The sequence below is a fragment of the Rhizomonospora bruguierae genome (assembly GCF_018397995.1).
In the GTDB taxonomy this organism is placed as follows: Bacteria; Actinomycetota; Actinomycetes; order Mycobacteriales; family Micromonosporaceae; genus Rhizomonospora; species Rhizomonospora bruguierae.
This window is the reverse complement of the sequence record NZ_BBQH01000012.1, coordinates 144,022-170,316: the sequence shown is the minus strand read 5'-3', so window position 1 is coordinate 170,316 and position 26,295 is coordinate 144,022. Positions and strand designations below refer to the sequence as shown.

23 protein-coding genes and 1 pseudogene are annotated in these 26,295 nt (G+C 73.7%); 15 read left to right on the top strand and 9 right to left on the bottom strand.

Annotated features, from left to right (window positions below; all coding sequences use genetic code 11):
* Position 1: 1 nt before the first annotated feature.
* The gene (dapF, locus tag KJS59_RS04240) at positions 2-835 is read left to right on the top strand and encodes a diaminopimelate epimerase (RefSeq protein WP_213450952.1); all 834 of its coding nucleotides are present in this window, start codon (positions 2-4) and stop codon (positions 833-835) included.
* A 2-nt stretch (positions 836-837) separates the two neighbouring features.
* On the opposite strand, the gene KJS59_RS04235 is transcribed toward dapF, so the two are convergent.
* Positions 838-2,298 (bottom strand): NAD-dependent malic enzyme, encoded by a 1,461-nt coding sequence (locus KJS59_RS04235; RefSeq protein ID WP_213450951.1) that lies wholly within the window; start codon positions 2,296-2,298, stop codon positions 838-840.
* Positions 2,299-2,437: 139 nt separating this feature from the next.
* Between KJS59_RS04235 and hflX the strand changes: the two genes are divergently transcribed.
* Together hflX and KJS59_RS04225 are read left to right on the top strand one after the other, a co-directional pair.
* Positions 2,438-3,892, top strand: a complete 1,455-nt coding sequence (gene hflX / locus KJS59_RS04230) for a GTPase HflX (protein WP_213450950.1) — start codon at positions 2,438-2,440, stop codon at positions 3,890-3,892.
* Positions 3,893-3,962: 70 nt separating this feature from the next.
* Complete coding sequence (locus tag KJS59_RS04225; protein WP_213450949.1) at positions 3,963-5,729, top strand: hypothetical protein; 1,767 nt, start codon at positions 3,963-3,965, stop codon at positions 5,727-5,729.
* 76 nt (positions 5,730-5,805) lie between these two features.
* On the opposite strand, the gene lexA is transcribed toward KJS59_RS04225, so the two are convergent.
* Entirely contained in the window at positions 5,806-6,648 is an 843-nt protein-coding gene (lexA, locus tag KJS59_RS04220; protein WP_213450948.1) for a transcriptional repressor LexA, read from the bottom strand.
* 347 nt (positions 6,649-6,995) lie between these two features.
* On the opposite strand from lexA, the gene KJS59_RS04215 reads away from it, so the two are divergent.
* The 4 genes and pseudogenes from KJS59_RS04215 (at position 6,996) to KJS59_RS04200 (ending at position 11,738) form a co-directional block, all read left to right on the top strand.
* The gene (locus KJS59_RS04215; RefSeq protein WP_249713855.1) at positions 6,996-7,280 is read left to right on the top strand and encodes a LysM peptidoglycan-binding domain-containing protein; all 285 of its coding nucleotides are present in this window, start codon (positions 6,996-6,998) and stop codon (positions 7,278-7,280) included.
* Positions 7,281-7,699: 419 nt separating this feature from the next.
* A pseudogene (gene nrdR, locus KJS59_RS04210) lies at positions 7,700-8,161 on the top strand (transcriptional regulator NrdR); the annotation flags it as partial.
* A 236-nt stretch (positions 8,162-8,397) separates the two neighbouring features.
* Positions 8,398-11,238, top strand: coding sequence for a vitamin B12-dependent ribonucleotide reductase (locus KJS59_RS04205; protein WP_213450947.1), 2,841 nt, complete (start codon positions 8,398-8,400; stop codon positions 11,236-11,238).
* 338 nt (positions 11,239-11,576) lie between these two features.
* On the top strand, positions 11,577-11,738 hold the full coding sequence (locus tag KJS59_RS04200; protein ID WP_213450946.1) for a hypothetical protein: 162 nt from the start codon (positions 11,577-11,579) through the stop codon (positions 11,736-11,738).
* Positions 11,739-11,781: 43 nt separating this feature from the next.
* On the opposite strand, the gene KJS59_RS04195 is transcribed toward KJS59_RS04200, so the two are convergent.
* Positions 11,782-12,570 carry an ABATE domain-containing protein gene (locus KJS59_RS04195; RefSeq protein ID WP_213450945.1) on the bottom strand — a complete coding sequence of 263 codons (789 nt, stop codon included), beginning with the start codon at positions 12,568-12,570 and terminating at the stop codon, positions 11,782-11,784.
* A gap of 93 nt (positions 12,571-12,663) precedes the next feature.
* On the opposite strand from KJS59_RS04195, the gene KJS59_RS04190 reads away from it, so the two are divergent.
* The 3 genes from KJS59_RS04190 (at position 12,664) to KJS59_RS04180 (ending at position 14,734) form a co-directional block, all read left to right on the top strand.
* On the top strand, positions 12,664-12,894 hold the full coding sequence (locus KJS59_RS04190; RefSeq protein ID WP_376771121.1) for a DUF5522 domain-containing protein: 231 nt from the start codon (positions 12,664-12,666) through the stop codon (positions 12,892-12,894).
* A 20-nt stretch (positions 12,895-12,914) separates the two neighbouring features.
* Positions 12,915-14,102, top strand: coding sequence for an L-2-hydroxyglutarate oxidase (lhgO, locus tag KJS59_RS04185; protein WP_213450943.1), 1,188 nt, complete (start codon positions 12,915-12,917; stop codon positions 14,100-14,102).
* A gap of 62 nt (positions 14,103-14,164) precedes the next feature.
* Positions 14,165-14,734, top strand: a complete 570-nt coding sequence (locus KJS59_RS04180) for a hypothetical protein (protein WP_213450942.1) — start codon at positions 14,165-14,167, stop codon at positions 14,732-14,734.
* Between the two features lie 15 nt (positions 14,735-14,749).
* On the opposite strand, the gene KJS59_RS04175 is transcribed toward KJS59_RS04180, so the two are convergent.
* A complete protein-coding gene (locus tag KJS59_RS04175; protein WP_213450941.1) occupies positions 14,750-15,448 on the bottom strand; it encodes a metal-dependent transcriptional regulator in 699 nt (232 codons plus the stop codon).
* Positions 15,449-15,536: 88 nt separating this feature from the next.
* Here KJS59_RS04175 and KJS59_RS04170 point away from each other — a divergent pair, with 88 nt between their 5' ends.
* From KJS59_RS04170 to KJS59_RS04160, 3 genes are read left to right on the top strand one after another with little or no spacing between them, the layout of a single operon-like run.
* Positions 15,537-16,292, top strand: coding sequence for a sulfurtransferase (locus KJS59_RS04170; protein ID WP_249713853.1), 756 nt, complete (start codon positions 15,537-15,539; stop codon positions 16,290-16,292).
* 41 nt (positions 16,293-16,333) lie between these two features.
* A complete protein-coding gene (locus tag KJS59_RS04165) occupies positions 16,334-17,464 on the top strand; it encodes an acetoin utilization protein AcuC (RefSeq protein WP_213451039.1) in 1,131 nt (376 codons plus the stop codon).
* A complete protein-coding gene (locus KJS59_RS04160) occupies positions 17,461-19,977 on the top strand; it encodes a bifunctional acetate--CoA ligase family protein/GNAT family N-acetyltransferase (RefSeq protein WP_213451038.1) in 2,517 nt (838 codons plus the stop codon). The genes KJS59_RS04165 and KJS59_RS04160 overlap by 4 nt, the downstream gene beginning before the upstream one ends.
* Before the next feature lie 167 nt (positions 19,978-20,144).
* Here KJS59_RS04160 and sigB read toward each other — a convergent pair whose 3' ends face one another.
* From sigB to KJS59_RS04145, 3 genes are all read right to left on the bottom strand, one after another.
* Positions 20,145-21,119: an RNA polymerase sigma factor SigB gene (gene sigB / locus KJS59_RS04155; RefSeq protein WP_213450940.1), complete on the bottom strand. Its 975-nt coding sequence runs from the start codon at positions 21,117-21,119 to the stop codon at positions 20,145-20,147.
* Between the two features lie 164 nt (positions 21,120-21,283).
* The gene (gene dtd / locus KJS59_RS04150) at positions 21,284-21,706 is read right to left on the bottom strand and encodes a D-aminoacyl-tRNA deacylase (RefSeq protein WP_213450939.1); all 423 of its coding nucleotides are present in this window, start codon (positions 21,704-21,706) and stop codon (positions 21,284-21,286) included.
* A gap of 67 nt (positions 21,707-21,773) precedes the next feature.
* Positions 21,774-23,255 carry a DUF7782 domain-containing protein gene (locus KJS59_RS04145; RefSeq protein ID WP_249713852.1) on the bottom strand — a complete coding sequence of 494 codons (1,482 nt, stop codon included), beginning with the start codon at positions 23,253-23,255 and terminating at the stop codon, positions 21,774-21,776.
* A gap of 130 nt (positions 23,256-23,385) precedes the next feature.
* Here KJS59_RS04145 and KJS59_RS04140 point away from each other — a divergent pair, with 130 nt between their 5' ends.
* Together KJS59_RS04140 and KJS59_RS04135 are read left to right on the top strand one after the other, a co-directional pair.
* A complete protein-coding gene (locus KJS59_RS04140; RefSeq protein WP_213450937.1) occupies positions 23,386-23,961 on the top strand; it encodes an HhH-GPD-type base excision DNA repair protein in 576 nt (191 codons plus the stop codon).
* Positions 23,962-24,040: 79 nt separating this feature from the next.
* Positions 24,041-24,391 carry a DUF3099 domain-containing protein gene (locus tag KJS59_RS04135; protein ID WP_213450936.1) on the top strand — a complete coding sequence of 117 codons (351 nt, stop codon included), beginning with the start codon at positions 24,041-24,043 and terminating at the stop codon, positions 24,389-24,391.
* Here KJS59_RS04135 and KJS59_RS04130 read toward each other — a convergent pair.
* Both KJS59_RS04130 and KJS59_RS04125 read right to left on the bottom strand, forming a co-directional pair.
* Entirely contained in the window at positions 24,375-25,280 is a 906-nt protein-coding gene (locus tag KJS59_RS04130; RefSeq protein WP_213450935.1) for a carbohydrate kinase family protein, read from the bottom strand. The two genes, KJS59_RS04135 and KJS59_RS04130, sit on opposite strands and share 17 nt — an antisense overlap.
* Positions 25,277-26,191, bottom strand: coding sequence for a pseudouridine-5'-phosphate glycosidase (locus tag KJS59_RS04125; RefSeq protein WP_213450934.1), 915 nt, complete (start codon positions 26,189-26,191; stop codon positions 25,277-25,279). The genes KJS59_RS04130 and KJS59_RS04125 overlap by 4 nt, the downstream gene beginning before the upstream one ends.
* Positions 26,192-26,295: the final 104 nt, after the last annotated feature.

The window sequence follows — 26,295 nt, the reverse complement described above, 5'->3', positions numbered from 1 at the left end:
CGTGGAGTTCGTCAAGGGACACGGCACCGGCAACGACTTCGTCCTGCTGCCGGACCCGGACGGCCGGCTGCCGCTGACGCCGGCCCTGGTCGCGACCGTCTGCGACCGGCGCCGGGGGATCGGCGCGGACGGCGTGCTGCGGGTGGTCCGGGCCGCGAAGCATCCGGACGCGGTCGACATGGCCGGCGAGGCCGAGTGGTTCATGGACTACTGGAACTCCGATGGCTCCTTCGCGGAGATGTGCGGCAACGGCGTGCGGGTGTTCGCCCGGTACCTGACCAGCGCGGGGCTGGCCACCGACGAGGGCGGCGGGTTGCCGGTCGCCACCCGGGCCGGCGTCGTGCGCGCGCTGGTCGGCGCGGAGTCGATCGCCGTCGACATGGGTCAACCCCGGCTGTACGGGCGGAGCGCGGCGACCCTGGAGGGGCTCTCCCTGCCCGGCACCGTGGTCGACATGGGCAACCCGCACCTGGTCTGCGTGCTGCCGGAGGCGGTCGACCTGGCCGGGCTGGCGCTGCACACCTCGCCGGGGTACGACCCGGCGGTGTTCCCGGCCGGGGTGAACGTGGAGTTCGTGGCGCCCTCGGCCGCCCCGGTGGAGGGCGCGGACCTGCACGTGCGCATGCGGGTGTTCGAGCGGGGCAGCGGCGAGACGCTGTCCTGCGGCACGGGCGCCTGCGCGGTGGCGGCGGCCGTGCTCGCCGACGCCGGCCGGTCCGCCGGGACGGTGGCGGTGGACGTGCCGGGTGGCCGCCTGACGCTGACCCTGGGGGGTGGCTCCGTCACCCTCGCCGGGCCCGCGGTCCTGGTCGCCCGGGGCGTCCTGGAGCTGTAGCGCTAGCGCTGTGGGGGAGTGAGGTCGGTCACGTCCGGCAGCTCCTCGGCGGAGACCGTGGTCGGCAGGGTGCCGCCGGTGGCCGCGGCGCGCACGGCCGCCGCCACCGCGGGGGCGACCCGGGCGTCGAACACGCTCGGCACGATGACCGTCGGGTTGATCTTGTCGTAGCCGACCACGTCCGCGATCGCCCGGGCGGCGGCCAGCGCCATGTCCTCGGTGAACTGCTCGGCGTGGGCGTCGAGCATGCCCCGGAACACGCCGGGGAAGGCCAGCACGTTGTTGATCTGGTTGGGCTGGTCGGAGCGGCCGGTCGCGACCACCGCCGCGTGCTGGCGGGCGGCCCGCGGGTCCACCTCGGGGTCGGGGTTGGCCAGGGTGAACACGATCGCCTGGTCGGCCATGCCGGCGATGTCGTCGCCGGTCAGCAGGTTGGGGGCGCTGACCCCGATGAACACGTCCGCGCCGCGCAGCGCGCCGGGCAGGTCGCCGGCGTACCGGTCCTTGTTCGTGTTCTCGGCCAGCCACTGCCAGGCCGGGTTCAGGCCGGGCAGCCCGCGGTGCAGCGCGCCCGGCCGGTCGTAGGCGATCACGTCGCCGACGCCCTGGCGCAGCAGCAGCTTCATGATGGCCGTGCCGGCGGCGCCCGCCCCGGAGACCACCACCCGCACGTCGGACAGCTTCTTCTCCACCACCCGCAGCGCGTTGGTCAGCGCCGCGAGCACGCAGATCGCGGTGCCGTGCTGGTCGTCGTGGAAGACCGGAATGTCCAGCTGGTCCCGCAGCCGCTCCTCGATCTCGAAGCAGCGCGGCGCCGCGATGTCCTCCAGGTTGATCCCGCCGTACGCCGGCGCGATCGCCTTGACGATCCGGATGATCTCCTCGGTGTCCTGGGTGTCCAGCACCACCGGCCAGGCGTCCACCCCGCCGAACCGCTTGAACAGGGCGGCCTTGCCCTCCATCACCGGCAGGGCGGCGGCCGGCCCGATGTTGCCCAGCCCCAGCACGGCCGAGCCGTCGGTGACCACCGCGACCGTGTTCCGCTTGATCGTCAGCCGCCGCGCGTCGGACGGGTTCTCCGCGATCGCCAGGCACACCCGCGCCACGCCGGGCGTGTACGCGCGGGACAGTTCGTCCCGGGTGCGCAGGGCCACCTTGGGCGCCACCTCGATCTTGCCGCCCAGGTGCAGCAGGAACGTCCGGTCGGAAACCTTGCGGACCTGGACCCCGGCCAACCCGTTCAGCGACTGGACCACCTGGTCGGCGTGCGACGAGTCGGCGGTGTCGCAGGTCAGGTCCACCACCACGCTGACCGGGTCGGAGTCCACCACGTCCAGCGCGGTGACGATCGCGCCCGCGTCACCGACGCAGGTGGTGAGCCGGCCGATGGCCGACGCGTCGGCGGTCACGGCGATCCGGATCGTGATGGAGAAGCCGGCGCTGGGCAGGCGAGTGGTCGGCACGGTGGTCCCTCCGTAGGTGGGGTGCTGGGAGGCATTTTGCCCCTCGTCGCCGGGGCGGCGTAACACAGGTGCACCCGCCAGCGTCGCGTGCCACGATTGAAGGCGGTTAGGACCGAGTTCCCGGCGACAGGAGATTACTTTGCGCGAGCAGGACAGCTTCGTACTGGAGCTGGCCGAGGACATCGATTCCGATCTCGACGCGACCCCTGGCGAGCTGGAGCTCGAGGAGCGGCACGCCCTGCGGCGGGTCGCCGGGCTGTCCACCGAACTCGCCGACGTCACCGAGGTCGAGTACCGCCGGCTGCGGCTGGAGCGGGTCGTCCTGGTCGGCGTCTGGACCGAGGGCACGGTGACCGACGCGGAGAACTCCCTCACCGAGCTGGCGGCGCTGGCCGAGACGGCCGGCTCGCAGGTGCTCGAGGGGCTCATCCAGCGGCGCGGTCGCCCCGACCCGTCCACGTACATCGGCCGCGGCAAGGTCGACGAGCTGCGCGACGTGGTGATCTCCACGGGCGCCGACACGGTGATCTGCGACGGGGAGCTGTCCCCGAGCCAGCTGCGCACGCTGGAGTCCCGGATCAAGGTCAAGGTGATCGACCGGACCGCGCTGATCCTGGACATCTTCGCCCAGCACGCCAAGACCCGGGAGGGCAAGGCCCAGGTCGAGCTGGCCCAGCTGCAGTACCTGCTGCCCCGGCTGCGTGGCTGGGGCGAGGCGCTGTCCCGGCAGGCCGGCGGCGCGGGCGGTGGCGCCGGCGGCGGCGGGGTCGGCGGCGGCGTCGGGCTGCGCGGCCCCGGTGAGACGAAGCTGGAGACCGACCGCCGGCGGATCCGCACCCGCATCGCCCGCCTCAAGCGGGACATCTCGTCGCTGAAGACCGTCCGCGAGACGAAGCGGTCGCGCCGCCGCCGCAACGCGGTGCCGGCCGTCACGATCGCCGGGTACACCAACGCCGGCAAGTCGAGCCTGCTCAACCGGCTGACCGGCGCGGGCGTGCTGGTGGAGGACGCGCTGTTCGCCACCCTGGACCCGACCACCCGGCAGGCCCACACCAGCGACGGCCGCCTCTACACGCTCTCCGACACGGTCGGTTTCGTCCGGCACCTCCCGCACCACATCGTGGAGGCGTTCCGGTCCACCCTCGAGGAGGTCGCCGAGGCGGACCTGGTGCTGCACGTGGTCGACGGCGCCCACCCGGACCCGGAGGAGCAGGTCCGCGCGGTCCACGAGGTGCTCGCCGGGGTGGGCGGCGACGGGGTCCCCGAACTGCTTGTCGTCAACAAGACAGACGCGGCCGACGAGGAGACCCTGCTGCGGCTCAAGCGCGCCTGGCCGGACGCGGTGTTCGTCTCCGCCCGGCGCAACGCCGGCATCGACGAGCTGCGCGCCGCGATCGAGTCCCGGCTGCCCCGCCCCGCCGTCGAGGTGCGCGTTTGCCTCCCGTACGACCGGGGTGACCTGGTGGCGCGGGTGCACCGGTGGGGCGAGGTGCTGGACACCCGGCACGCCGGCGAGGGCACCCTGATCCACGCCCGGGTGGACCCGATGCTCGCCGCCCTGCTCGCCCCGTTTACCGCCGGCGACGGGCATTGACCGGGTGCCGGATCCCCCGAGCGACCGACGGGTAACACGGGTGGGCGCCCGCCCGTGCGACACTTGCGCGATGCGGCGTGTCCCAATTGCGGTCCGGCTCCCGATCGCGGCGCTCATGGCGGCGCTGGTGGCGGCGTTCGCGGCATTGGTCGGGGCGCCACCGGCGCTGGCCGCCGGGAAGAAGGCGTGCACGATCAGCGAGTCGCGGCTGCGCGAGTTGTCCGGCATCGCCGCCACCGGCGACGGTTACGTGGTGGTCAACGGCGCCACCTCGGTCGCCAACCGCAAGCGGGTGTTCTTCCTCGACGGGAAGTGCAAGCTGGCCAACGAGCAGAGCTTCCGCACCGACCCGCGGGACCCGCAGGATGCCGCCCTCTCCCCGGACGGCAAGACCCTGTGGATCGCCGACATCGGCGACCCCAAGGGCGAGCGCCCCACGGTCGCACTGTGGAGCATGCCGGTCGACGGCTCGGAGAAGGCCACGATCCACCGCCTGACCTACCCCGACGGCGCCCACGACGCCAAGGCGCTGCTGCTGCCGAAGAACGGCATCCCGTACATCATCACCAAGAGCACCGGCAAGTCCGCCATCTACGCGCCCGCCGTGACCGCGGCGAAGCTGCCGAAGAACACCACCGACGGCACACCGATGACCAAGGTCGGCGAGATCACGCTGCCGAAGAGCACGACGGAGAACCGGCTCGGGCCGCCCGGCCGGCTGGTGATCACCGGCGGCGCGGTGTCGCCGGACGGCAGCAAGGTGGTCCTGCGCACCTACGCCGACGCGTTCGAGTGGGACGTCCCGGGCGGCGACGTGGTCAAGGCCCTCACCGGCGACAGCACCCCCCGCGCCACCCCGCTGACCAGCGACATCTTCGGCGAGGCCATCTCGTACACCGCGGACGGCGCCGCCTTCGTCACCGTTTCCAACCTGGGCGACCTGGAGGCGGACACGGGGAACGTCGTCTACTCGTACGCGCCCGCCTCCGCGGCGGCGAAGGACCCCGTGGAGCAGAACGCGGGCGGCGGCAAGAGTGACAAGCCCTCCTGGTTCGCCGATCTGTCGCTGACCGATCTGATGTACCTGATCGGCTCGGTGGGCGTGGTCGGCCTGATCCTCGTCGTTGTCGGCGTCGTCGCGATCCTCCGCTTCCGCCGCCGCCCGCCCGAGGAGGATCCGCTCGACGCGGGCGCCCCGGTCGACCCGGACGGCGTCGCCGCGAGTGGGTTCGCCTCCCCGGTGCGGGAGGCGCCGCCGGCGGCGCGTGGCGGCGTTTACAGCGCGCGCGCCGGCACCGAGTATGGCTCCGCCGCCGGCACGACCTACGGCTCGCCGCCGGGCGGCCCCGACTGCGGTCCCCGCTCCGGAGGTACCTACCGGGCCGAGGGCTACGCCAGCGATCCCGCGGACGACGGCTGGGACGACCCACGCGGCCCCGCACCGGCTCACGGTCGCGGCGCCGCCCCGGTCCGGGGCCGTGGCGCCGCCCCCGCACGCGGCCACGACACGGGTTGGGATGCCGGCGACCCCGGCTGGAGCGGCGGCCACGACCCGGCCTGGGACGGCGGCGGCCGCGACCGAGGCCGCCGCGCTCGCCGCGACCCGGGCTGGGACGGCGGCGCCGGCTGGGACGGAAACGACAGCGGCGGCTGGGACGCCCGCGCCGGCTGGGACCGCCCCGCGCCCTCCTCGCCCGCCCCGGCCCCGCCGCCCCCCGACCGCCGAGGTGGCGGCCGTGGAGGCGGGGTCTACGGCGGCCGCCACGACCCGAACTACCCGCCCGCTTACGGCGACGACCAGTACGACCGCGAGCCGGACCCGTACACGCGCTACTGACGGTTCCCGCGCGCTCCGGGTTCTTCGGTGTCGAGGCTCGTGCCGCGCCGCCTCAGACGCGACGTAGCACGGCGCCTCAAACTCGACGTAGCACGGCGACGACCCGGCCCATGATCGTGGCCTGGTCGCCCGGAATCGGCTCGAATGCCGGATTGCGCGGCATCAGCAGCACGTGGCCGTCCCGCCGGCGGTACGTCTTCACGGTCGCCTCGCCGTCCAGCATCGCGGCGACGATCTCGCCGTTGTTCGCCGTCGGCTGCTGCCGGACCACCACCCAGTCTCCGTCGCAGATCGCGGCGTCGATCATCGAGTCGCCCTTGACCTGGAGCAGGAACAGCGTGCCCTCGCCGACCAGTTCGCGGGGGAGCGGGAACACGTCCTCGACGGCCTGCTCCGCCAGGATCGGACCACCCGCCGCGATGCGGCCCAGCACCGGCACGAACGCCGGCGTCGGCCGCGCCGCCCGGGCGGCCTCGTCGTCCTCCGCCAGGTCGCTCGGCGGGCGCACGTCCACCGCGCGCGGCCGGTTCGGGTCCCGCCGCAGGTAGCCCTTGCGCTCCAACTCCTTGAGCTGATAAGCCACGCTCGACGGGGAGACCAGCCCGACCGCCTCGCCGATCTCGCGCACGCTCGGCGGGTACCCGTACCGCTCCACCCAGTCCCGGATGAACTCGAGGATCCGCCGCTGGCGCGTGGTCAGGTCCGTCGCCACCGGGTCCGGGAACGCACTCACCACGGACGTCACCGACCGCAACCGCGGCGCCTCCCGGCCCGACTCCGCCGCCCGGGCGCGGCCGGCGCGCCGTCGCCCCGCCGCCGGCTCGGTCGCCCGAGCGGTGCCCGCCTCTGCGCCCCCGGCGACGCCGGCGCCGTTCTGCTCGAACTTCGCCTGCCGGCGCGTCCGGTCGTCGGTCGACACGTCCGTCCTCCCTCGTCGGCTCGTGCGGGTGCGATGGCCCCGCGATGGTGCCGCGCCCGCCGGCACCCGCGCGGTTGACGACGGCTTCGCGGCCCGCCGCCGTGGTGCCTTCTTGCCGAGTGACCGTATAGCGCGGGTGGGACAGTTTCAAACATCTGTACGACGTGCTGCGGCGTGTCGTTGGGTCGGCGCTGGATTTCATCGCGGTCGGCTGATACGCAATCGTACGTGTGTTCGGTCGAACTAGTGTTCGATAGGAGTGGGTAGGGATGCACCAGACCGCGGTCGTCATCCCGTTTCCGCAGGTCAACCGGCGTGTCCCCGGCCGCCCACGGCGTCGCCCCCCGGTGCGTCTGACCAGGCGCGGCCGCGTCGTCGTGCTCGCCCTGCTGCTCGCGCTCGCCGGCGCGGTGGCGGTTCTGGTCGCGCCCCAGTCGCGCGCCGCGGACCCGGCCGCCCGGCCGCGTGCCGTCGTCGTCCAACCCGGCGAGACCCTGTGGGATCTCGCCACCCGCAGCAACTCCAGGGGCTGGGATCCGTTCCAGCTCATCGACGAGATCCGCCGCCTCAACGCTTTGCCCGGCTACACGGTCTACCCGGGGCAGGAACTGACGCTTCCGCCGGAGCGGTAGCGGGCCGGCCGAGGCTGATCGGCGCCGGGCCGCCGGGAACCGCCCTCTGGCCACCTGCGGCACCGCCGTGGGCAGCGCCACGCCGAGCCGGTCCGAGAGCGCCGGAATGCGGGGCGTCAAGGCGTACCACCCGGGGTCGGCGGGTCGCGGGGGTGGCGTGGGCAGAGGCGGATCACGGTGTGCGCGGCCTTCGGCAATCCGCCACGCCCGGGTGTCGTGTGGTACACCGATGAACTTGCGAACCGGCGCCCGGAGGCATACGGTCGACACCACATCTAGTAGTTACAGCGGTGTAGGACCTCCATAAGTTGGGGTCGACAGCCGTATCTTGTTCACAAGTTATGCGCGGTGTGCCGCCCACGGGAGTGGGCTGCTTCGTCGTGCGTGCGCTTCGCCTGGTGGCGGTGAGGGAGAGTGCCATGCGGTGTCCGTACTGCCGGCACGCCGATTCGCGAGTGGTGGATTCGCGGGAGGCGGACGATGGGCAGTTGATCCGCCGCCGCCGCGCCTGCCCGGAGTGCGGGAAGCGGTTCACGACCGTCGAGGAGCCGGTGCTGGCGGTGGTCAAGCGCAGCGGCGTGACCGAGCCGTTCAGCCGAATCAAGATCATTGGTGGGGTGCGCAAGGCGTGCCAGGGCCGGCCGGTGGACGAGGACGCGATCGCGCTGCTGGCGCAGCGGGTGGAGGAGACGATCCGGGCCCGGGGCGCGGCCGAGGTGCCGAGCCACGACGTGGGGCTGGCGATCCTCGGTCCATTGCGCGATCTGGATGAGGTGGCGTACCTGCGTTTCGCGAGCGTCTATCGCTCGTTCGACTCGCTGGGCGATTTCGAGCGGGAGATCGCCACCTTGCGGGCGGCTGCCGCCGCCCGCGAGGCCGGGGAATCCGGGCCCGCGGAAGCGCGCGCCCGTGCGGGGGCCGTGCAAGGCCGCACCGGGGCCGGGGACGCCGGGCGCGGGCAGGAGTGCGCCGCGGCCCCGGAAAGTGTCGTACCCGGGGAACAGGGTGGTGCCGATGGGGCCGCCCGGCCCGCGGCGCCGCAGCCCGCCGCCGGGCGTTAGCAGTAAGTGGTGACAGGGACGCGAGGGGGAAAGACGTGGCTGGGGGACGCTCCGGAATGAACGGGACGGGCAAGGCGCCGGCGCCGCGCACGCGGCCGTCGAGCGGCCTGCGGGTCGAGCGGGTGTGGACGACCGAGGGCGTGCACCCGTACGACGAGGTGACGTGGGAGCGCCGCGATGTCGTGATGACGAACTGGCGGGACGGCTCGATCAACTTCGAGCAGCGCGGCGTGGAGTTTCCGGACTCCTGGAGCGTGAACGCCGCGAACATCGTGACCACCAAGTACTTCCGGGGCGCGGTGGGCACGCCGGAGCGGGAGTGGTCGCTGCGCCAGTTGATCGACCGGGTGGTCACCCGGTACCGGGAAACCGGCGCGGAGCGGGGCTACTTCGCCAGCCCGGCCGACGCCGAGGTGTTCGCCCACGAGCTGACCTGGATGCTGCTGCACCAGGTGTTCAGCTTCAACTCGCCGGTCTGGTTCAACGTCGGCACCGCGTCGCCGCAGCAGGTCAGCGCCTGCTTCATCCTCGCCGTCGACGACTCGATGGACTCGATCCTGGACTGGTACAAGGAGGAGGGCCTGATCTTCAAGGGCGGCTCCGGCTCCGGCGTGAACCTGTCCCGGATCCGCTCCTCGAAGGAGCTGCTGTCCAGCGGCGGTACCGCCTCCGGCCCGGTCAGCTTCATGCGCGGCGCCGACGCGAGCGCCGGCACGATCAAGTCCGGCGGGGCCACCCGGCGGGCCGCGAAGATGGTCATCCTCGACGTGGACCACCCGGACATCGAGGAGTTCGTGGTGACGAAGGCGCGCGAGGAGGACAAGATCCGCGCGCTGCGGGACGCCGGCTTCGACATGGACCTCGGCGGCCGCGACATCGTCAGCGTGCAGTACCAGAACGCGAACAACTCGGTCCGCGTCTCGGACGAGTTCATGCGCTCGGTGGAGGATGCCGGCCCGTTCGACCTGCGCGGCCGGCTCGACGGCGCGGTCATCGAGACCGTGGACGCCAAGAAGCTGTTCCGGACCATCGCCCAGGCGGCGTGGGAGTGCGCCGACCCTGGCCTGCAGTACGACGACACCATCAACGACTGGCACACCTGCCCGGAGACCGGCCGGATCACCGCGTCCAACCCCTGCTCCGAGTACCTGCACCTGGACAACTCCTCGTGCAACCTGGCGTCGCTGAACCTGATGCGGTTCCTGCGCGCCGACGGCGGCTTCGAGGTGCAGCGCTTCGTCAAGTCGGTCGAGTTCGTCATCACCGCGATGGACATCTCGATCTGCTTCGCCGACTTCCCGACCGAGAAGATCGGCGAGACCACCCGCGCCTACCGCCAGCTCGGCATCGGGTACGCGAACCTGGGCGCCCTGCTGATGGCCTCCGGCCTGCCGTACGACTCGGAGGGCGGACGCTCGCTCGCGGCCGCCATCACCTCGCTGATGACCGGCACCGCGTACCGGCGCTCCGCCGAGCTGGCCGGCGTGGTCGGCGCGTACGAGGGGTACCCGCGCAATGCCGAGGCGCACCAGCGGGTCATGCGCAAGCACGCCGCCGCCAACGACGAGATCCGCCCCGGCGGCGTGGTCGCCACGGAACTGCAGCGCGAGGCCGGCCGCCAGTGGGAGACCGGCACCGCGATCGGCGCCCAGAACGGCTGGCGCAACGCCCAGGCGTCCGTGCTCGCCCCGACCGGCACCATCGGCCTGATGATGGACTGCGACACCACCGGCGTCGAGCCGGACCTGGCGCTGGTCAAGTTCAAGAAGCTGGTCGGCGGCGGCTCCATGCAGATCGTCAACCAGACGGTCCCGCGCGCGCTGCGCTCCCTCGGGTACCCGGAGGAGCAGGTCGAGGCGATCGTCGAGTACATCTCGGAGCACGGCCACGTGGTGGACGCCCCGGGCCTCAAGCCGGAGCACTACGCGGTGTTCGACTGCGCCATGGGCGAGCGCTCCATCGCGCCGGTGGGGCACGTGCGGATGATGGCGGCCGTCCAGCCGTTCATCTCCGGTGCGATCTCCAAGACCGTCAACATGCCGGAGTCGGCCACCGTCGAGGACGTCGAGAAGATCTACTTCGAGGGCTGGAAGCTGGGCCTGAAGGCGCTGGCGATCTACCGGGACAACTGCAAGGTCGGCCAGCCGCTGTCCAACGCCAAGCCGGCGAAGGGCGCCGCCGAGCCGGCCGCGGAGAAGGCGGTTGAGAAGGTCGTCGAGTACCGCCCGGTCCGCAAGCGGCTGCCGAAGAAGCGCCCGTCCTCCACGGTGTCGTTCTCGGTCGGCGGCGCGAAGGGCTACCTCACCGCCTCGTCCTACCCGGACGACGGCCTCGGCGAGGTGTTCCTGAAGATGTCCAAGCAGGGCTCCACGCTCGCCGGCGTGATGGACGCGTTCGCCGTGGCCATCTCCATCGGCCTGCAGTACGGCGTCCCGCTGGAGACGTACGTGTCCAAGTTCACGAACATGCGCTTCGAGCCCGCCGGCATGACCGACGACCCGGACGTGCGGATGGCCGTGTCCGTGATGGACTACATCTTCCGCCGGCTGGCGCTGGACTACCTGCCGTACGAGCGCCGCGCCGAGTTGGGCATCTTCACCGCCGCGGAGCGGGCCGCCCAGGTCCGCGCCGAGGCCGGCGAGGACATCGACATGGCCGGCATGGCCACCTCGGCGCCGATCGAGGAGAAGAAGCCGGCGGAGGTCGAGAGGCCCACCCCCGCGGCCCCGGTGGGGGAGAAGCCGGCCCCGAAGGCGGGCTCGTCGACCGAGCTGTTGGAGGCGGTGCTGGGCACGTCGGCGGACGCCCCGCTCTGCTTCACCTGCGGCACGAAGATGCGCCCGGCCGGTAGCTGCTACGTCTGCGAGGGCTGCGGCTCCACCAGCGGCTGCAGCTGAGAGATGGCTGTTACCTGATCTTTCTGGCCAGGAAGATCGGGAGCCGGACCCAAGGGATGTCCCCCGGACCGTTTCGGTCCCGGGGGACATCCCTTTGCTGCGTTCGTGACCGATGACGGGCTCAAGGCGATGAGGATCACCCAGATCTGCTGCATGCTCACGCGCGGGGGTGCCCTGCCCGCCGAGTGATCGGTAATCTTCTCGACCTACCCCAGGACGGGAATCAGGAAATCGGGTATCCATCCTCCGCGCCCGGGTGCAGATCGAATTGCTCATCGACGAAATTTTCGATCTTTGATGACCACGGTGGCGGCGGCCGCGACCGGGCGAGTCACATCGTGTTCGCCCGTCAGATACAGCTTTCGGGGCGGACGGCCGAGTTTTCCCTCCCGTTCCCGAGGACCACCGGCTACTCGCGGACCGACATCTACATCGGCTTGGGCAAGGGGGGAATCGGCGCGAATGCCGAGGCGATGATCACCTGCCGCCACGGCGCGTGATCTCCGCACCGTCACCGTCGCTTTGTCAGAGGCCGAATCGAGATCAGCGGGCGGCGCGGTGGCGGCGGTCGTGGAAGCGGGCGACTCTCGCCCGGTTGCCGCAGGCGGGGCGGCACCACTCCTGGCGCGGATTCTGCTTCAGGAAGAACCGCACGCAGCGTGGCGCGTTGCAGGCGCGTAGGCGTTCCCGGTCGGGGCCGGTGAGCAGGTCGATCGCCGCGACCGCGAGCGCGCTGAGCAGCGCGTGGGTCGGGTCGGCCGGGTGGCGGCGGCGTGGGCCCGGCTCCGGCCAGTCAAGCTGAGGAGCTTCGAGCAGCGCGGCCGACGCGTTCACCTCCGCCAGCGCGTCCGCGTCCGCGATCGCGTCGGACGAAGCCGGGCCGCCTCCGAGGGCGACGGCCGCGCCGCGAAGCGAGGTGCCGAACCCGGCAGGACTGGCTGCGGCAATCGTGCCTGGGCCAGCGGCGGACGTGATGTGCCCGGCGCGAGCGGTGACGGGTTCGGATGACGTATCGGCCCCCAGGGGAGCAGCGTCGGCCGGGTCGGGAGGCACCGAGAGGGGAGTGCGCTGTGCGGGGACGTCGAGCTCTCCACGGCCGGTGGCGGCCGGCGGGTTGCTGACCGCGCGGGTGAGCAGGGTCCGTACCGCGCCTCTGAGCGCGACGATCCGCCACAGGTCTTCCGTGGTGGGGGTGTAGTTCGTGACGTCCAGCACGTCGTCGAGGTGCCCGGCCTGGGCCCGTACCCAACCGGACAGGCCGTCGGCGGTTGCCAGCTCGTCGGTCCGGCGCCGCCCGTCGCGTCGGACGGTGCCCGCGAAGTCGACGATCATCCGGTGGGCCACACCGCAGTTTAAGTCGGCGGCTACCGTTCGTCCCGCTGATGCCCCGGTGGCCCGGCCGGATAGGGTCGCCGGGTGGCCGAGGTGCGCAAGCCGCTCGCGGAGCGGCCGTTGACCGAGCCGCACCCGGCTCGCCTGGCGCCCGATCACCCGCACCGCGAGGGGATACTTTCCGCCCACGCGGAGGCGCTCGCGACCGATCGGCCGGGTTACCTCGACCCGGAGACCGGGTTGTTCGTCCTGACGGCCGGGTTTCTCGCCCGCCGGGGCACATGCTGCGGCCGGGGCTGCCGGCACTGCCCGTACGAGGCATAGACGCGGGTTACGCTCAGCGCATGGCGAGCCGGTACGTCGTGGTGGGTGGCGGCATCGTGGGCCTGGCGACCGCGTACCGGCTCACGGTGGACCGCCCGGGCGCAAGTGTGACCGTCCTGGAGAAGGAGCCCCGGGTGGCGGCCCACCAGACCGGCCACAACTCGGGCGTGATCCACGCCGGTGTGTACTACACGCCGGGCAGCCTGAAGGCGCGGCTGAGCCGGGTGGGCAGCCGGTCGATGGTGGAGTTCTGCGAGCGGCACGGCATTCCCGTGCGGGTGTGCGGGAAGCTCATCGTCGCCACCGACGGGTCCGAGATGCCGAGGCTGCGGGCGCTCCACGAGCGGGCCGAGGCGAACGGGCTGCCGGTGCGGCTGATCTCACCCGGCGAGGCGAAGGAGTACGAGCCGCACGTGGCCGCGGTCGGCGCGCTGCGCGTCGAGTCCACCGGCATTGTGGACTACGGGAAGGTGAGCGAGCGGCTCGCGGCGCTGGTCGAGGGGGCCGGTGGCGAGGTGCGCCGGGGCGTGCGGGTCACGGGCATCCGGGAGGAGGGCGGTTCGGTGCTGGTCGGGACCACGCACGGCACCGTCCGGGCGGACGCGCTCGTCAACTGCGCCGGCCTGCACGCGGACCGGATCGCCCGGCTGGCCGGCGCGCGCCCACCCGCCCGGATCATCCCCTTCCGGGGCGAATACTACGAACTACGCCCGGAGCGGCGTGACCTGGTCGCCGGGCTGATCTACCCGGTGCCGGACCCGCAGTTCCCGTTCCTCGGCGTGCACCTGACCAGGATGATCGACGGCAGCGTGCACGCGGGGCCGAACGCGGTGCTGGCGCTGGCCCGCGAGGGGTACTCGTGGGGCCGGATCAGCCCCCGGGACATCGCGGACTACGGCACGTACCCGGGCCTGTGGCGGCTGGCCCGCCGGCACTTCGGGTACGGGCTGACCGAGGTGCGCCGGTCGCTGTCCCGCAACCGTTTCGCGGCGAGCCTGGCCCGCCTGGTCCCCGAGGTCACCGAGGCGGACCTGGTGCGGACCGGCGCGGGCGTGCGGGCGCAGGCGATCACGCCGCGGGGCGACCTGGTGGACGACTTCCTGATCGTCGAGCGGCGGCGGCAGGTGCACGTGCTGAACGCCCCGTCGCCGGCCGCGACCAGCTCGCTGGAGATCGCGCGGCACATCGTGAAGCTGCTCCCGGCGTAGCGGGCTTCCCTGGCGGGCTTCCACATCGTACGGTGGTGCGGCGAACGACCCGGAGGATCCCCGTGCGCACCCCTCTCCCGCTCCTCGGCGCCATCGTCGCATTGACGCTACTCACCGCCTGCGGGCCGGTGACCGCGCGCGGTGACGCCGCCGCGGCGGCCACTCCGTCGCCCACGCCGACCCGCACGGTCGCGCCGGCGTCGGCCGCGGGTGGCGCCTGCTACCTGCTCGACTTCGCCGACATCGCGGCGGCGCTGGACGTTCAGTTCGAGGTGGCGGCGGCCAGCAAGCAGCAGAAGACCAGCGCCTGCGTGGCCCAGCGCACCGGTGCCAGCCGCCCGGACCTGGTCGTCACCGCCACCCCGACCAGCGCCGACGGCACCGTGTTCGCCGCCCAGGTCAAGCCGAAGGGCGCCGCGACGGTGAAGGGTCTGGGCGCCGCCGCCTACCAGCGCACCCTGCCCCCGAAGGGCGGTGCCGGCCCGGCCGCCGAGGTGGGCTGGCTGACCGGCGACGGCCGTCTGCTCACCCTGTGCTTCACCTATCCGCCGGACGCGGAGAAGGACGCCGCCGCGACGATCCTGCCCGGGCTGGTCGCCCTGGCCAAGAGGATCGACCGGACCAGCATCTGACCCCTCGCCCGACGGTCAGCGGGCGGCGACGAAGACCCGGGAGGCGACCTCGCGGGGCAGGCGGATCTGCTCGCCGGAGCGGTCGATGGTCACGGCGTCGCGCTCCTGCGCCACGGTGACCGTCACGCCCGGGTCGACGCCCGCGGTGTGCAGCAGGCGCAGCACGTCCGCGTCGGTCTGCACGCTCTCGCAGATGCGCCGGACCACCACGGGGCCGGACAGCCCCGGGAACGCCAGGTTCCGCTCGCCGGCCGTGCTGACGCCCTGGTCCAGGGCGGGCGCCTCGGGCTGGTCGTTGTCGAGCGCGTCCAGTCCGGGAATGGGGTTGCCGTAGGGCGAGCGGGTGGGGCGGTTGAGCAGCTCGTAGACCCGCTTCTCGACCGCGTCGCTCATCACGTGCTCCCAGCGGCAGGCCTCCTCGTGTGCATCCACGTACGGCATGCCGATGACGTTCACCAGCAACAGTTCGGCCAGGCGGTGCTTGCGCATGACGGAGATCGCCTGGGCCCGGCCGAGGTCGGTGAGCACCAGTTGCCGGTCCCCCTCGACGGTCAGTAGGCCGTCCCGCTCCATCCGGGCGACGGTCTGGCTGACCGTTGGCCCGCTCTGGTGCAGCCGCTCCGCGATCCGGGCACGCAGCGGCACCACGCCCTCCTCCTCTAACTCGAGGATGGTGCGCAGATACATCTCGGTCGTATCGACAAGGTTGTTCACGTTAGCGGCCCTCCCGACGTCCGATGCTACCCGCACCGTCCGACACAACGGCCGGCACGAATGGTGTTGACTGGGTTCCGTGGACCCGGTGACGCGCGTCGCGGAGGCGGCTGTCGAGGAAACGACCGTGCTGGACGTCCGGTGGCGGCTGGGCGGCCCCTCGGCCCGCCCAGAGTACGCCGCGGGGCACCTTCCCGGCGCGGTCTTCCTGGAGCTGAACGAGGAGCTGTGCGGCCCGCCGGGCGAGGGCGGCCGGCACCCGCTTCCGGAGCCGGGGCGCCTGGCGGAGGCGCTGCGCGCGGCGGGCGTCCAGGGCGACCGGCCGGTGCTCGTCTACGACGGCGGTGACCTGCTCGCCGCCGCCCGTGCCTGGTGGACCCTGCGCTGGGCGGGCCACCCCGAGGTTCGGGTGCTGGAGGGCGGGTACCCGGCGTGGGTGGCCGCGGGTATGCCGGTCAGTACCGAGGAGGTCCGCCCGGAGCGCGGGGACTTCACCGTCCGCCCCGGCCACCTTCCGGTTCTGGACGCCGAGGGCGCGGCCGACCTCGCCCGCACCGGTGTGCTGGTGGACGTGCGCACGCCGGAGCGGTACCGGGGCGAGGCGGAGCCGATCGACCCGGTTGCCGGGCACATCCCGGGCGCGGTGAACGTGCCCGCCGGCACGCCCATCCCGGCGTACGAGGGGCAGCGGCTCGGCGCGTACTGCGGGTCGGGCATCACCGCCGCCCGTGCCGTCCTCGAACTGCACCGCGCCGGCCGGACCGACGCCGCGCTGTACGTGGGTTCCTGGAGCGGCTGGATCACGGATCCGGGCCGGCCGGTCGCCACCGGAGCCACCCCGTGACCACGACCGTCGTCTGGGACGAGGCGCTGCTCGCGTACGACATGGGTGAGCACCCGCTGGACCCGGTGCGGGTGGAGCTGACCATCGCGCTCGCCCACGAACTGGGCGTCCTGGACCGCCCCGGCGTGCGCCTCGTGCGCCCCGAGCCGGCCGGTGAGGAGTTGCTGACGCGGGTCCACCGGCCGGACTACCTGGCGGCGGTGAAGGCCGCACCGGACGATCCGTTCTTCACCGGCTGGGGCCTCAACACCCCCGACAACCCGGCGTTCGACGGCATGCACGAGGCTAGCGCGCGGATCGTGGGTGCCACGGTCGCCGCCGCCGAGGCGGTGTGGCGGGGCCGGACGTGGCGCGGGGTCAGCGTCGCGGGCGGGCTGCACCACGCCATGCCCGCGCGGGCCTCCGGCTTCTGCGTGTACAACGATCCCGCCATCGCCATCGCCCGCCTGCTGGACCTCGGCGCCGAACGGATCGCGTACGTGGATATCGACGTGCACCACGGCGACGGGGTCCAGGAGGTGTTCGCCGCGGACTCGCGGGTGCTGACGGTCAGCGTGCACGAGACGCCGCTGGTGCTGTTCCCCGGCACCGGCTTCCCCGACGAGGTGGGCGCACCCGGTGCCGAGGGTACGGCGGTGAACCTCCCGCTGCCGCCCGGCACCGGGGACGCCGGCTGGCTGCGGGCGTTCCACGCCGTGGTGCCGTCGGTGGTGCGCGCGTTCCGGCCGCAGGTGCTGTTCACCCAGTGCGGCGCCGACGCGCACCACCTGGACCCGCTCGCCGACCTGCGCCTGACCGTGGACGGCCAGCGCGCCGCCTACCTGGCCCTGCGGGACCTGGCGGAGGAGGTCTGCGACGGCCGTTGGATCGCGACCGGCGGCGGCGGGTACGCGCTGGTGGAGGTGGTGCCCCGGGCGTGGACGCACCTGCTCGCCACGGTCACCGGCGACCCGATCGACCCGGCCACGCCCACCCCGCCAGCGTGGCGGGAACTGGCCCGTGCGCGTCGCCCCGGCCGCGAGGTTCCGCCGCGGATGACCGACGGCGCCTCGGCGCAGTACCGGCCCTGGCAGCCCGACGGCGAGATGGACGCCGTGGACCGGGCGGTCCTCGCCACCCGCAAAGCGGTGTTCCCGCTGCACGGCCTCGACCCGCACGACCCCCGGGACTGACGGGCGTGGACCGCTCCGCCGACGTGCTGCTCTCCGACGGGGCGACGGTCCACCTGCGACCGATCCGCCCGGAGGACGCCCCGGCCATCGTGGCCATGCACGGCCGCTTCTCCGAGCGCACCCGGTACCTGCGCTACTTCTCGCCGTACCCCCGGATCCCGGAGCGGGACCTGGAACGCTTCGTCACCGTCGACCACCGCGACCGGGAGGCGTTCGTGGTCGCCCTCGGTGACCGGCTGATCGCGGTCGGCCGGTACGAGCGGCTCGGCCCCGGGTCGGAGGACGCCGAGGTGGCGTTCGTGGTGGAGGACGCGCACCAGGGCCGGGGCGTGGGCTCGGTGCTGCTGGAGCACCTGGCGGCGGCCGGCGCCGAGGCCGGCATCCGGCGCTTCGTGGCGGAGGTGCTGCCCGCCAACGGCGCCATGCTGCGGGTCTTCGCCGACGCCGGGTACGAGGTGCAGCGCCGGTACGCGGACGGCGTGGTGCACCTGAGCTTCCCGACCGCACCCACGGAGCGCTCGCAGCAGGTCATCTGGCGCCGCGAGCAGAACGCCGAGGCCCGCTCGATCGCCCGCCTGCTCGCCCCGCGCGCCGTGGCCGTCTACGGCGCCAGCGTGTCCGGCCGGGGCGTCGGCGCGGCGCTGCTGCGCAACCTGACCGAGGGTGGCTTCACCGGACCGGTCCACCCCATCCACCCGTCGGCGGAGGCGGTCGGCGGGCTGCCCGCGTACCGGTCGGCCACCGAGGCGTCCGATGTGGACATGGCCGTGGTGGCGGTGCCGCCGGAGTCGGTGCGGGAGGTCGTCGACGACGCCGCCGCGGCCGGCGTGCACGCCCTGGTGGTCGTCTCGGCGGGTTTCGAAGAGACCGGCCCGGCCGGCGCGCGGGCGCAGGAGGATGTCGTCCGCACCGCCCACGTCGCCGGGATGCGGGTCGTCGGCCCGAACTGCCTCGGGGTGGCCAACACCGACCCGGCGGTGCGGCTCAACGCCACGCTCGCGCCGCGCCTGCCCGCGCCGGGCCGCGTGGGCTTCTTCAGCCAGTCCGGGGCGCTCGGGGTCGCGCTGCTCGCCGAGGCCGAGCGCCGGGGATTGGGGCTCTCCACCTTCGTCAGCGCCGGCAACCGCGCCGACGTCTCCGGCAACGACCTGCTCCAGTTCTGGCAGGACGACCCGGCCACGGACGCCATCCTGCTGTACCTGGAGACGTTCGGTAACCCGCGCAAGTTCGCCCGGCTCGCGCGCCGGATCGGTCGTACGAAGCCCGTCGTGGCGGTCGCCTCCACCGCCCGCCCCGCCGGGACGCCGCTGGACCCGCCCGCCGTCACCGCGCTGTTCGCCCGCTCCGGGGTGATCCGGGTGGAGACCGTCGCCGAACTGTTCGACGTCGGCGTGCTGGTCGCCCGGCAACCGCTGCCCGCCGGGCGCCGGGTCGCGGTGGTGACCAACTCCTCCGCCCTGGGCCGGCTCGCCGCCGCCGCGGTCCGCGCCGACGGGCTGGTCCTGGCCGAGGGGTACCCGGTGGATCTCCCGCCGCAGTGCACGGGCGACGAGTACGCCGCCGCCCTGCGCGTCGCCGCCACCGACGACGGCGTGGACGCGCTCGTGGTCGTCTTCGCCCCGCCGCTGCCCGGCGCGGCCGACCTGCCGGTGCTGCCCGCGCAGGGCGACAAACCGATGGTCGCCACCTTCCTGGCGGGCTCGCCGCCGCCCGGGGTGCCGGCGTACCCGTCGGTGGAGGAGGCGGTGCGCGCCCTGGCGGCGGTCGCCAGGTACGCGCAGTGGCGCCGGCAGCCGGCGGGTACGCTCCCGGCCCTGTCCGAAGTGGACGATATGGCGGCCGGGCGCGCCCTGGTCGGCGGCGACGTGGAGGGCCTGCTCGCCGCGTACGGCATCGAGGTGGCACCCAGCCTGACCGCCGATTCCGCCGACGCCGCCGTGGCGGCCGCCGGGCAGGTCGGCTACCCGGTGGCGCTCAAGGCCGCCGGCGCCGCCCTGCGCCACCGCCTGGACCTCGGCGCGGTCCGCCTGAACCTGGCCGACGCCGGTGCCGTCCGCCGCGCGTACCGGGAGGTCGCCGCGCCGTTCGGCCTGGAGGTCCTGGTCCAGCGGATGGTCCCGCCGGGCGTGGCCTGCGTGATCGAGGCCACCGAGGACCCGGTGTTCGGTCCCATCGTCGGCTTCGGGCTCGGCGGCCTGGCGATCGAACTGCTCGGCGACCGCGCCTGGCATCCGGCCCCGCTGACCGACCGGGACGCCCACGCCCTGCTGGACGCCCCCAAGGCCGCCCCGCTGCTCACCGGCTACCGGGGCACCCCGGCGGTCAGCCGGGACGCCCTCGCCGACCTGCTGCTGCGCGTCGGTCGCCTGGTCGACGACCAGCCGCAGGTGCACGCGCTCACGCTCAACCCGGTGCTGGCCCGCCCGGACGGTCTCTCCGTCCTGCACGCGGCTGCCCACATCGGTCCGGCCGGTGTCCCGCGCCCGGACACGGGTCCGCGCCGCCTGCGCTAGCGAGTCAGGCGCCGCAGCCGCCGAGCGCTCATGCTCGCGGCGGAGTCGTGAGGGCGCACCGTGGCCCGGCCCGACCGAGAGGCGAGGGCACGCGCGGTGCGACGAACGGAGTGCGGGCGTGCGGAGGGGCCGGCCGCCCCCCGGTCGGCCGGCCCCTCGACATCCCACTAGCAGGCGTACGCCTCCAGCCGCTGGGCGCGCGACGGGTGCCGCAGCTTCAGCAGCGTCGTCTTCTCGATCTGCCGGATCCGCTCCCGGCTGAGGCCGAACTCCTTGCCGACCTCGTCCAGGGTGCGCTGCCGGCCGTCGTCCAGCCCGAACCGCAGCCGGATCACCGCCTGCTCCTTCGTGGACAGCGTGGCCAGCACGATCTCCACCTCGGTGCGCAACTGGCCGGTGGCGACCGTGTCGGCCGGCTCGGCGGACGGGTCCACCGCCGCGACGAAGTCACCGAGCGCGCTCTCGCCGTCCTCGCCCACCGCCTGGTCCAGACTGACCGGCTCGCGGTCGTAGGAGAGCAACTCGATGACCTGGTACTCGGGGACGCCCATCGCGGCCGCCACCTCGTCCACCCGGGGCTCGCGGCCCAGCGTCACGGACAGATCCCGGCGGGCGCGGACCATCCGGTTCACCTGCTCGACCATGTGCACCGGGATGCGGATCGTCCGGGACTGGTCCGCCATGGCCCGGCTGATCGCCTGCCGGATCCACCAGGTGGCGTAGGTCGAGAACTTGTACCCCTTGGTGTAGTCGAACTTCTCCACCGCCCGGATGAGGCCCACGTTGCCCTCCTGGATCAGGTCCAGGAACGCCATCCCCCGGCCGGTGTACCGCTTGGCGATGCTCACCACCAGCCGCAGGTTCGCCTCAAGCAGGTGGTTCTTGGCGGCCCCGCCCTCGCGCACCACCGTCTCCAGGTCGGTACGCAGCCCCTCGGCCACCGGCGCGCCCGAGCTCAGCAGCTCCTCGGCGTACAGCCCCGCCTCGATGGCCTTGGCCAGCCGTACCTCCCCCTCGGCGGTCAGCAGCTTGGTCTTGCCGATCCCGTTGAGATAGGTGCGCACCAGGTCGGCGGACGCGCCCCGCTCGTCGGTCGCGTCCAGATCGGGGTAGGACTCGATCTCGGTAATCTGCGCGTCCACTTCGTGCCTCGCTTCCCCGCTTGGGTGACCGGTGTCGTACCGGTAGGCAAAAGCTTGGCGGGTGGCGCGTGAGACGGAGGTGAGGCGGCGCAGGGGTGGCACGAATCCGGTAGGGCCGTTGTGGCATCGCCGGCGGGTCTGCCGACCCGTCCGCCCGGAGGGGCTCAGTACTCCAGCAGGATGGTCCGGGGCCCGACGTTCACGCTCTCGACGAGCATGTGCGCCCGGAAGCGCCCGGTTTCCACCGTCGCGCCCCGCTGCCGCAGCGCCGCGCAGAACGCCCGGACCATCGGCTCGGCCACCTCGGCCGGCGCCGCCGCGTTCCACGTCGGGCGGCGGCCCTTGCGCGCGTCCCCGTACAGGGTGAACTGGCTCACCACCAGGATCGGCGCACCGGTGTCCGAGGCGGACTTCTCGTCGTCCAGGATGCGCAGTTCCCACACCTTGCGGGCGACCTGGTCGGCGATCTGCGCGGTGTCGCCGTGCGTGACCCCGAGCAGGACCAGCAGCCCGTTCTCGATCGCCCCGACGACCTCGCCGTCGACCGTCACGCTGGCCCTGCCCACGGTCTGCACGACCGCCCTCACGGTGCCCGCCTTTCGTTCGCGACTGCGGTGCTTCCTGCGCGGTCGCCGGTCGGCGCGCTGCGGGCGTTCACGGGGCCTCCGTTGGCAGGACGACGCCGCGCTCCACGAGGTGGGCCACGATCGGGGCGGCGACCTCGGCCAGCGCCGCCTCCTCCGCGTCGTGGGCGACCGCCAGCACCGCCAGTTGCTCCCGCAGCGGTACCGAGCCGTCGCAGCCGCCGACCAGCGCCAGGACCAGCGGGTCGATCTCCTCCGACCAGCGCAGCCCGTACCGCTGGACGAGGATCTGCCGGTCCACGGCCCAGCCCTCGGGGCCCATGCTCGCCTCCTGGGTGAGCTGCAACCCCTCCGCCGCCCGGTAGCGGGCGGCCAGGATCGCGTCGGCGTCCCGGGGCAGCAGCCAGTCCTGCCGGTCGAACCAGGCGGCGACGTGCGGGCCCAGGTCGCCCTCGACCGTCTGGCGGAGGTCCTCCACCCGGACGATCGGGTCCTCGTGGCCGCCCCGGCGCAGGCTGACCAGCCCGAAGCCGACCGATTCGATCTTGTGTGCGTCGAACCAGTCCAGCCAGGCGGCGGCCCGCTGCGGGTTCGCCTCCTCCGATGCGTCGCCCAGCCACAGCTGCACGTAGGCCACCGGGTCGGCCACCTCGCGCTGGATCACCCAGGCGTCCAGGTCGGTGCCGGCGAACCAGCCGGCCACCCGGTCGCCCCAGTCCTCGCCGGCCACGTGCACCCAGTTCGCCAGGTACTGCATGGTGCCGCCCTCGGTGAGCAGTCCCGGCGCGGCGGCGGCCAGTTCGGCGCAGACCGCGTCGCCCGGGCGCCCCGAGTCGCGGTACGTGTGCGTGGCGACCCCGGGGCCGACCACGAACGGTGGATTGCTCACCACCAGGTCGAACCGGCGTCCGGCGACGGGAGCCACCAGGTCGCCCTGGAGCAGTTCCCACGCCAGCCCGTTCAGCGCGGCGGTGGTGGCGGCGAACCGCAGCGCCCGGACGCTCAGGTCCGTGGCGGTCACCGATCCGGCGTGCCGGGACAGGTGCAGCGCCTGGATCCCGCAGCCGGTACCGAGGTCGAGCGCCGTCGCCACCGGCCGCCGGATCGCGGCCTCGGCGAGCGTGGTGGATGCGCCGCCCACGCCGAGCACGTGGTCCGCCGGTAGGGGACGCCCGGGGCGGGCGAGCGCCGGCACGTCGGACAGGACCCACCAGTCGTCGCCGTACGGCTCGAGGTCCACGCCCTGCCGCAGCCCGGTGCCCTCCCGTTCCACCAGGCCGGCGGCCAGCGCGTCCGCCAGGGGCAGCGGCGCGAGAGCGCGCGCGACCGCCTCCTCCGGCTCGGTCTGGCCGCAGACGAACAGGCGGATCAGGGTGCCCAGCGGGTCCCGCTCCGCGGTCTCCCGCAGCGCGGCGCGGAAGTCGTTCCGCCCGGCCGCCGCGCTCGCCGCGGGCCCGATCCGCCCCACGATCCCGTTCACCGTGTACCCGGCGCCGCCCAGCGCCTCGCGCAGCCGGGCGATTCCGGCCTGGTCCAACAGAGCGTCCGTCACGGCCCCATCCTGCCGGGTGCCGGTCCGGCCGCCCCGCCCAGGCCGGTCGGAAGCTGGAAAGTCGCACACCGGGGAGACGCTTTCGCCCGGCCCGGTTCTCCGGCCCTCGGGCAGGTAGCAAGATGGCCGCATGACGTTCTCGCTGCCCATCGACGCCGAGGCCAACGCGCTGCTCGACCGCGACCCGCTGGCGGTGGTGATCGGCCTGACTCTTGATCAACAAATCACCATGGAGAAGGCGTTCACGTCGCCGTGGGTGCTGGCGCAACGCCTCGGGCACGCGCCGACCGCGACCGAGTTGGCGACCTTCGACCCGGACGAGCTCATCGCCGTCTTCGCGAAGCCGCCCGCGCTGCACCGCTTCCCGAAGGCGATGGCGGCGCGCGTGCAGGAGGTGTGCCGGGTGCTGGTCGACCAGTACGGCGGGGACGCCGCCGCCCTCTGGACCGGCGTGGCCGACGGCGCCGACCTGTACAAGAGGATCTTCGCGCTGCCGGGCTTCGGCAAGCAGAAGGCGCAGATACTCGTCGCCCTGCTCGGCAAGCAGTACGGCGTGCGGCCGCCCGGCTGGCGCGAGGCGGCCGGCGGGTACGGCGAGCAGGACTCGTACCGGTCGGTCGCGGACATCGTCGACGACGAGTCGCTGGCCCGGGTGCGCGCGTACAAGAAGCGGGTGAAGGCGGAGGCGAAGGCCGCGAAGGGCTGACGCCGGAGCAGTACCGCACCCGCGAAGGACCAACGCGGGTACGGGTGGTGCGGCCCGCGGAGCGTGGCAGGATGAACGGGTGAAGCGCCCCGGGCCGCGGCCGACCGTCATCACGGACGCACCGCCCAGCCAGCAGGATCAGTTGCGCAGCCGCCAGCGGCGGTACGTGACGATGATGTCGGTCCGGGCGGGCTGCCTCGTTCTGGGCGCGGTGCTCATCGGGCTGCGCCCGCCGCTGCTCGGGGTGTGGCTGTCGCTCTGCGCCGTCGGCATGGTGTTCCTGCCGTGGGCGGCGGTCCTGATCGCCAACGACGGCCCGCCCAAGCAAGAGCACCGGCTGGCGACCAAGCTGCACCGCCAGCGGAGCAAGGAGCCAACTCCCCGGGTGCTGCCGGCGGAGACGCCGCCCCGGGTCATCGACCCGGACTAGACGGGTCCGCGGGGCGGGCGCCCAGGCTGGTCACCGCCCGGGCGCCGAAGTGGGCACCGGCGCGCAGCGCGGCGGTCGGGTCGCCGCCGGCGGTCCAGCAGGCGAGCAGGCCGGCGGCGAACGCGTCACCGGCGCCGGTCGCGTCCACCGGGTCGACCGCCTCGGCCGGTACGCGCAGCAGCGTGCCGTCGCGGCCGCACCACAGGGCGCCGTCCCGGCCGAGTTTCACGACGGCGACGCCGACCGTTTCGGCCAGCCGCCGGCCGGCCACCGCCGGGTCCGCCGATCCGGTGAGGGTCTCCGCCTCGTCCTCATTGGCCAGGAGCAGGTCCACCCCCCGTACGCAGTCCAGGAAGGCCGCCGCGCCGAACTGCCGGAGCGGGGCCGCGGACGCCGCGTCGACGCTGGTCGTCATGCCCTGCCGGTGGGCCGCCGCGAGCGCGTGGCGGGCGGCCTCGTAGGTCTCCGGCGCGAACACGGGGTACCCGGACAGGTGCAGGTGGCCGGCGTCCGGGGTGAGGCCGGCGTCGATGTCGGCCGAGGTGAGCGAGAGGGTCGCGCCCCGGTCGCTGAGCATGGTGCGGTCGCCGCCGCCGGCGAGGACCACGATCGTGCCGGTGGGCCGCTCGGCGCAGGCGCGCACGGCGCGGTCCACGCCCGCGTCGGCCAGTTCGGCGCGGCGGGTGCGGCCGGCGGTGTCATCACCGACCACGGCGACCAGGGTGACCGGTGTGCCGGCCGCCGCCAGCCAGACCGCCGTGTTGGCCGCCTGGCCACCCCCGGTGACCCGGATGTGTGCGGGGGTGTCGGTGCCCGGGGCGACCGGCCCGGCCGGGGCGGCCAGCACGTCGGTGACCAGGTCGCCGACGACCACCACCCGCCGGTTCATGCCGCGGACGCTACCGCGACCCGGGCCGCCAGGTCGGCGTTGCGCAGGATGATTCGCACGTTCACGGTGAGGCTGCGTCCCTGGGTCGCGGAGTGGAAGTGCGCCAGCAGGAACGGCGTCACGGCCTTGCCGGCCACGCCGTCGCGTTCCGCCATGGCCAGCCCCTCCGCGAGGACCCGGTCGTGCAGCGCCCGGTCCAGTTGCTCGTCCTCGGGCAGCGGGTTGGCGATGATCAGCGCGCCGTGGTGGGTGCCCTGCTCGCGCTGGGCGCGCAGCACGGTGGCGGCGTGCTCGGGGGAGTCGACCGACCAGTCGAGGGTGAAGCCGGCGTCGGTGATGAAGAAGCCGGGGAAGCGGTGGGTGCGGTAGCCGACCACGCCGACGCCGAGCGTCTCCAACCGCTCCAGGGTCGCGCCCACGTCGAGGATCGACTTCACCCCGGCGCAGACCACCGCGATCGGGGTGCGGGCCAGGGTGATCAGGTCGGCGGACTCGTCGAACGTGCGGCTCGCCTCGCGGTGCACGCCGCCCAGCCCGCCGGTGGCGAACACCTTGATGCCGGCGCTGGCCGCGATGGCGCTGGTCGCCGCGACGGTGGTGGCGCCGTCCGCGCCGGCGGCGGCCGCCACGGCCAGGTCCCGGACGGAGAGCTTGGCCACGCCGTCCCGCCCGGCCAGGCGCTCCACCTCCGCGTCGCTCAGGCCCACGACCAGGTCGCCGGCGACCATGCCGATCGTCGCCGGCACCGCGCCGGCGTCCCGGACGGTCTGCTCGATCTGCCGCGCCACCCGCAGGTTGTCCGGGCGGGGCAGGCCGTGCGAGATGATCGTGCTCTCCAGGGCCACCACGGGCCGCCCGGCGCGCAGCGCCTCGGCGACCTCCGCCCCGTACCGCAGGTGAAAGTCGGTCACGATCTTCACGGTAGCCGGGCGGGTGGTCCGGGTGCCGCTCGGGCGGCCGCCGGCGCCGGGCGGGCGCGCTGTGCGACGGTGGCGCGACCTGCGAGACTGTACGG